Source organism: Psychrobacter pasteurii (genome assembly GCF_900162815.1).
Taxonomy (GTDB): Bacteria; Pseudomonadota; Gammaproteobacteria; order Pseudomonadales; family Moraxellaceae; genus Psychrobacter; species Psychrobacter pasteurii.
On sequence record NZ_FUGD01000155.1, the window covers coordinates 1 to 5951 of the forward strand.

General features: G+C 39.8%; 4 protein-coding genes and 1 pseudogene. 2 read left to right on the forward strand and 3 right to left on the reverse strand.

Annotated elements, in window-relative coordinates; genetic code table 11:
* Both A1232T_RS13995 and ahpC read left to right on the forward strand, forming a co-directional pair.
* Positions 1 to 87: pseudogene (locus tag A1232T_RS13995) on the forward strand (IS5/IS1182 family transposase); the annotation flags it as partial.
* A gap of 469 nt (positions 88 to 556) precedes the next feature.
* The gene (gene ahpC / locus A1232T_RS12820; RefSeq protein WP_077449762.1) at positions 557 to 1123 is read left to right on the forward strand and encodes an alkyl hydroperoxide reductase subunit C; all 567 of its coding nucleotides are present in this window, start codon (positions 557 to 559) and stop codon (positions 1121 to 1123) included.
* A 134-nt stretch (positions 1124 to 1257) separates the two neighbouring features.
* On the opposite strand, the gene A1232T_RS12825 is transcribed toward ahpC, so the two are convergent.
* From A1232T_RS12825 to thrS, 3 genes are all read right to left on the reverse strand, one after another.
* A complete protein-coding gene (locus tag A1232T_RS12825; protein WP_077449763.1) occupies positions 1258 to 2511 on the reverse strand; it encodes a toxic anion resistance protein in 1254 nt (417 codons plus the stop codon).
* A gap of 362 nt (positions 2512 to 2873) precedes the next feature.
* Positions 2874 to 3377, reverse strand: coding sequence for a translation initiation factor IF-3 (infC, locus tag A1232T_RS12830; protein ID WP_077449764.1), 504 nt, complete (start codon positions 3375 to 3377; stop codon positions 2874 to 2876).
* A gap of 23 nt (positions 3378 to 3400) precedes the next feature.
* Positions 3401 to 5335 (reverse strand): threonine--tRNA ligase, encoded by a 1935-nt coding sequence (gene thrS, locus A1232T_RS12835; protein ID WP_077449765.1) that lies wholly within the window; start codon positions 5333 to 5335, stop codon positions 3401 to 3403.
* Positions 5336 to 5951 lie beyond the last annotated feature (616 nt).

The following is a 5951-nucleotide window of genomic DNA, read 5'->3' on the forward strand; positions in this document are numbered from 1 at the left end:
ATAGCAACACGCTATGAAAAGCTAGCACGCAATTTTAAATCTATGCTTTACCTAGCTTGTACTATTATTCACTGTAAGTTAAATTGAGGACACGCCCTAGTACTTGTTATTAAATAGTACCTGTTATTAAAATTATCTGTCTGATTTGAAAGTGGATTTTTTTATCTTGATTTTTATTCGATCTGGCACTATTTATAATAATAACAGGTCGTAAAGAGCTTGGTCTATGTTTTATTAAACAAAACATCAAGTTATAATCTTTAAATTAGATTAATTGTAGGTGTTTGTTATAATAGCACTTGTAGTTAGCAAGGAGCGAAGCCAAGAGTGTTATAGATAGGGGTGTTACCAGTATATGAATATGGTTCTTTAGTGGAATAATTCAACTACTGGCTACATAAAATTACTACTAAACACCAGAATTACCAACGTCATAGAAATGCAACAGCGCTATGATAGGTTAGGCTTCGTAGAGAGCTAAAGTTTATACAGATTTTAAGAATAATTTATTCAATAATAACCGTTTTATTAAACCCACCAAAAAAGGAGCCGAAACATGGCGTCAATTATTAATCAAGAAATCCCTGAGTTTTCAGCTGAAGCGTTCGTTAACGGTGAATTCAAAACTATCACTTCAGACGACGTAAAAGGCAAATGGGCTATCTTCATGTTCTACCCAGCAGACTTCACTTTCGTTTGCCCAACTGAACTAGAAGATATGGCAGCACAGTACGAAGAGCTTAAAGGCCTAGGCGTAGAAGTATACTCAGTATCAACTGACACTCACTTCACTCACAAAGCATGGCACGATTCTTCAGAAGCTATTGGTAAAGTAACTTTCCCAATGATCGGTGACCCAACTGGTCGCATCACTCGTGGCTTCAACGTAATGATCGAAGAAGCAGGTCTTGCAGAGCGTGGTACGTTCGTAGTAGATCCAGACGGCAAAATTCAAGTTGCTGAAATCCATGCTGGCGGTATCGGCCGTAGCGCGAAAGATCTAGTTCGTAAAGTAAAAGCAGCTCAGTACGTTCGTGAAAACGACGGCGAAGTATGTCCAGCTGCTTGGGAACAAGGTCAAGAAACTCTTAAGCCAAGCCTAGACCTAGTAGGTAAAATCTAATTAACAGCTAACTATTTTTATAATAGCCAGTTAATTTAGAGCTACAATAAAAAAACCCCGCTATTAAGTTAGCGGGGTTTTTTTATGGTTTGAGTTTTTAAGCTCTTTACCAAGTCTTAGTCTTACAGCAGCTATTAGATATCAATATCTACTGTATTAGAGCTATTGGCCTGATTGGTGATTTTTTTAGTATCAAGCTCTTTAGTGACTTCAAGCACTGTGGTCTGGTTGGCTTTATCCAAGTATTTTTGAGCTTTATCTACTTCGTGGGTTAGTGAGTCAACCGTGGTTTTCATGTTATCTAGCGCTTTCACCTTATAGTCGCTAATCATATCCATGGTTTCGTAGATATTATTAAACGCACTTTGTAGCTTATCAAGCTCAATGGTGCTGTTACTGGCCTGCTCATGAATTTCAGTGGATTGGCGCTTCATCATCGCTGAAGTTGATTCAATTAAGCTGCTAGTTGTTTTGTTCAGAGCACTGATTTGATCCAGTACTAATTTTTGGTTGGTCATCGCTTGTGCCACAACAACCGCTGTACGTAAAGCAGAAACTGTAGTGGTAGTCGCACGGTCAACCCCTTTAATCAGTTCAAGGTTGTTTTTGCGAATGGTATCTAGCGCCAAATAACCCTGTACGTTTACCGCCAATTGAGTCAAGAAGTCAGTATTTTTTTGACGCACATAAAACAGCATCTCTTCTTTAATAATACGAGCTTTTTCAGGGTCTGTTGCTTCAATCTCGTAGACTTTCTTCTCTAACTCTTCATCAATTTTTTTGCCCACATAAATGTACTGGCGAATGGACTGCATTAAGTTCCACATATTGACTTTTTCTTGCTCAATCATGGCGTTGTCTTTTAGCAGTTCATCTTTACCGTTATACAAACTGGTTACTACCGCATTAATATGCGATTGAGCAGATTCATACTGACGGAAATAATCCTGAACTTTATTGCCCATAGGAATCAGGCCAAAAAGCTTGCGTGAGCTGGTCAGCTGTTTTTTACTAGGATCTAAGTCTTCAACAATGCCGCGTAGCTCAGTTAGTGATTTGGCAATAGGGGAGTTGTCGAACAAGCCTTTATCTAAACTTTTGGCCGGTAAATCCAACATACGGTTGGATACTTGCGCAGATTCACGGATTTCTTGGTTACCCAAATTATGGATGGACTGTACGTTTTGCTTAAACTCGCTGCTTTGTACCGGATTATTAAGCACATGACTGACGAAAGCATCAACTTTGGCATCTAACTCAGGAACTTGGTTGGGGTCAAGCTTTACAATTTGATCTGCTTCACTGGTCGGTACTTCTTTGACCGGCTCAGGTGGGGTTAGGCTAATTGAAGGGGTGCTTGCATTTTCTGGTGGTGTCAGTTCTTGCATAGAAATATCCTTATTGAGTATTGATGTTTTTAATTAAAATTTGGATGAGTATTTATAGTCGTTGTTTAAAACTAGAGTATTAAGTCATTCAGGCGTATTAGCCTATTCTCTAAATGTTACAAGAAATAGTAGGATGTTGGTATTGATTATAAGTAAATAATTTTAAGTGTTAAGTGAACTTAGCGTAAGAGTGGATAAAAGAGGCTAATCAATAGGGTTATAAAGAGAGCCATAAAGAAATAGGCGTAAAAAAACCACCAATCTGCTATTGCAAATTGGTGGTATCGTTTATAACTGTAATATTAATCATGGGTTAGGAGCGATAAGCCGATTGGGCTTATCCAAACTGCCTCCTAAACAGATTATTTTTTACGTGTTGGGCCAAGTAGCATACCCATCTGACGGCCTTCCATTTTAGGATGTTGCTCGACATTTGAGATCTCAGCGGTATCTTGGATGATACGCTCAAGTTGTTGACGGCCAAGCTCTTGGTGAGCCATTTCACGACCGCGGAAACGGATGGTTACTTTAACCTTGTCCTGATCTTCTAGGAAGCTGATAATTTTACGCAGTTTTACCTGGTAATCCGCTTCGTCAGTACTTGGGCGAAGTTTCATCTCTTTAAGCTGAGTTTGCTTTTGGTTTTTCTTAGCTTCTTTCGCCTTTTGTTTTTGGTCATACAAGTAACGCTTGTAGTCCATAATTTTACAAACAGGCGGTTTAGCATCCGGTACCAATTCAACCAAATCTAGATTGTCATCACGAGCCGCTTTACGGGCAGTTTCAATATCGACAACGCCCATCTGTTCGCCGTCTTCTTTAACTAAGCGAACTTCTTTTTGCTGGATCTCTTCGTTGATGTTCAAACGGTTTGACTGTTTAATAGGTATTACTCCTCATCAGTTTTTGTTGTTAGTCGACCCTTTTGGGCGACAGCTTTCTGTACTAATTCAATAAAGTCGGCCAGAGACATTACGCCAAGGTTCTCGCCTTCACGAGTACGCACGTTAACTTGTCCTGATTCAACTTCTTTATCCCCTAATACTAGCATATAGGGGATACGTTCTAATGTTCTTTCTCGTATCTTAAATCCAATTTTTTCATTACGCAAGTCACTAATAACACGCAGGCCCGCATTTTGTAGCTCAGAAACTACATTTTGACAAGCTTCGGCTTGTTTGTCAGTGATGTTCATTACCACAACTTGTTGCGGAGCAAGCCATACAGGCATCCAACCGGCATAGTGCTCAATCAGCATACCTAAGAAGCGCTCAAACGATCCTAAGATCGCGCGGTGTAGCATAATAGGCGTTTCGCGGTCATTATTTTCGTTAACGAATTCAGCTTCTAAACGCTCTGGCATATTCGGGTCCACCTGAATGGTACCGCACTGCCAGACACGGCCTAGGCTGTCTCTTAGACTAAATTCAATTTTTGGACCATAGAAAGCACCTTCACCCGGTAGGTATTCCCACTCAAGGCCTGAGCTATCTAGTGCATCAGCCAATGCTTTTTCGGCGATATCCCAAGATTCATCGGTACCCACACGCTTTTCAGGACGGGTAGATAGCTTCATCTCAATTTGATCAAAGCCGAAGTCTTTGTAAACATCAAGCGTTAGCTTAATGAAGTTGGCTACTTCTTCTTGAATTTGAGCTTGGGTACAGAAGATATGCGCATCATCTTGAGTAAAGCCACGCACACGCATCAAGCCATGTAGTGAACCCGATGGCTCATTACGGTGACAAGAACCAAATTCTGCCAAGCGAATAGGTAGTTCACGGTAAGATTTTAAGCCTTGGTTAAATACTTGCACGTGGCAAGGGCAGTTCATTGGTTTTACGGCATAATCACGGCTTTCACTAGAGGTGGTGAACATGTTGGTAGCATAGTTGCCCCAATGTCCTGATTTTTCCCACAAGCTGCGATCGACGATTTGTGGTGTTTTAATCTCTTGGTAACCATTGTCTTTTTGTACTTTACGCATGTACTGCTCAAGCACTTGATAGATGGTCCAACCGTTTGGATGCCAGAACACCATACCTGGAGACTGCTCTTGCATATGGAATAGGTTTAATTGACGACCAATTTTACGGTGGTCACGTTTTTCAGCTTCTTCAATACGCTGGATATAAGCTTTCAGATCTTTTTTGTCCGCCCAAGCTGTACCATAAATACGTTGAAGCTGTTCATTCTTAGCATCGCCACGCCAATAAGCACCGCTCATTTTCATAAGCTTAAATACTTTTAAGAAGCGAGTGTTTGGCACGTGTGGACCACGGCACATATCGACATATTCTTGATGGTGATACAGACCCAGCTCTTTTTCTTCTGGCATATCTGCAATCAGTTTCAGCTTATAGTCTTCACCGCGCTCTTCGAAGATTTTGATGGCTTCGTCACGTGTTGTCATTTTTTTGATAACGTCATAGTTTTGCTTAATTAGCTCAGCCATGCGTTTTTCAATTGCTGTCATGTCTTCTGGCGTAAAAGGTTTTTCACTAAAGATGTCATAATAAAAGCCATCTTCAATAACCGGACCGATAACCATTTTTACGTTAGGGTACAGCTGTTTAACGGCATGACCCAATAAATGCGCTGTAGAGTGGCGAATGATATTCACGCCGTCTTTTTCTTTTGCGGTCACAATTTCAACACTTGCGTCATGGGTGATCGGGTCGCTTGCATCCACAAGCTTACCATCTACACGTCCAGCAATCGTTGCTTTAGCAAGGCCTGGGCCAATACTCTCAGCCACTTGCATCACTGTTGTCGCACCGTCGAACTCTTTTACACTGCCATCAGGTAAAGTAATTGCAACCATAATATTAAATCCAATAATCTATAACGCGGATAAGAAGAACACCATCACTATAATTGTGATGATTATAATAAACACAACCATTAAAACAGAAAAACTGACCGCAAAGCCAGTTAATAATTAGTTATTCATTCTATTATAAAGGATTTTAGCGAGGTTTTTGTAGCTAATCCTTTAAGGTTTTAAATTATAGTCCAAAGCCGATAACAAGAAGTAGGGTATTTATAGAGTAAAATTTAATCATAAGTAGCTATATATAGCTAACTCTTCAATAAAGGGATAGCTGGGCTTCTTTAGTAGATGTCTTCAACACAATGTTTTGTCACTTTGTACTTGACCCAAACTAGAAAGGGTATATACTACGCATCTTGTTAAGAGCAAAGACAAGTTAGAAAAAAGCTGATTAGAAATAACCAGTTGGCAACTAACTAGATTAATTTGATTTTAAATATCTAGCATTAAGCTGAGTAAGAAAATCAAAAATAATTAAAAAAGCTCTTGACTAGATAATTAAAGCGTCTATAATACGCACCTCATCGGGACAACGGAAGTGCTAGCCAATTGGTTAGGTTTTGAAGTCTGATGAAACGAATTAAAATAAAAGCTTGACAGAAATCAA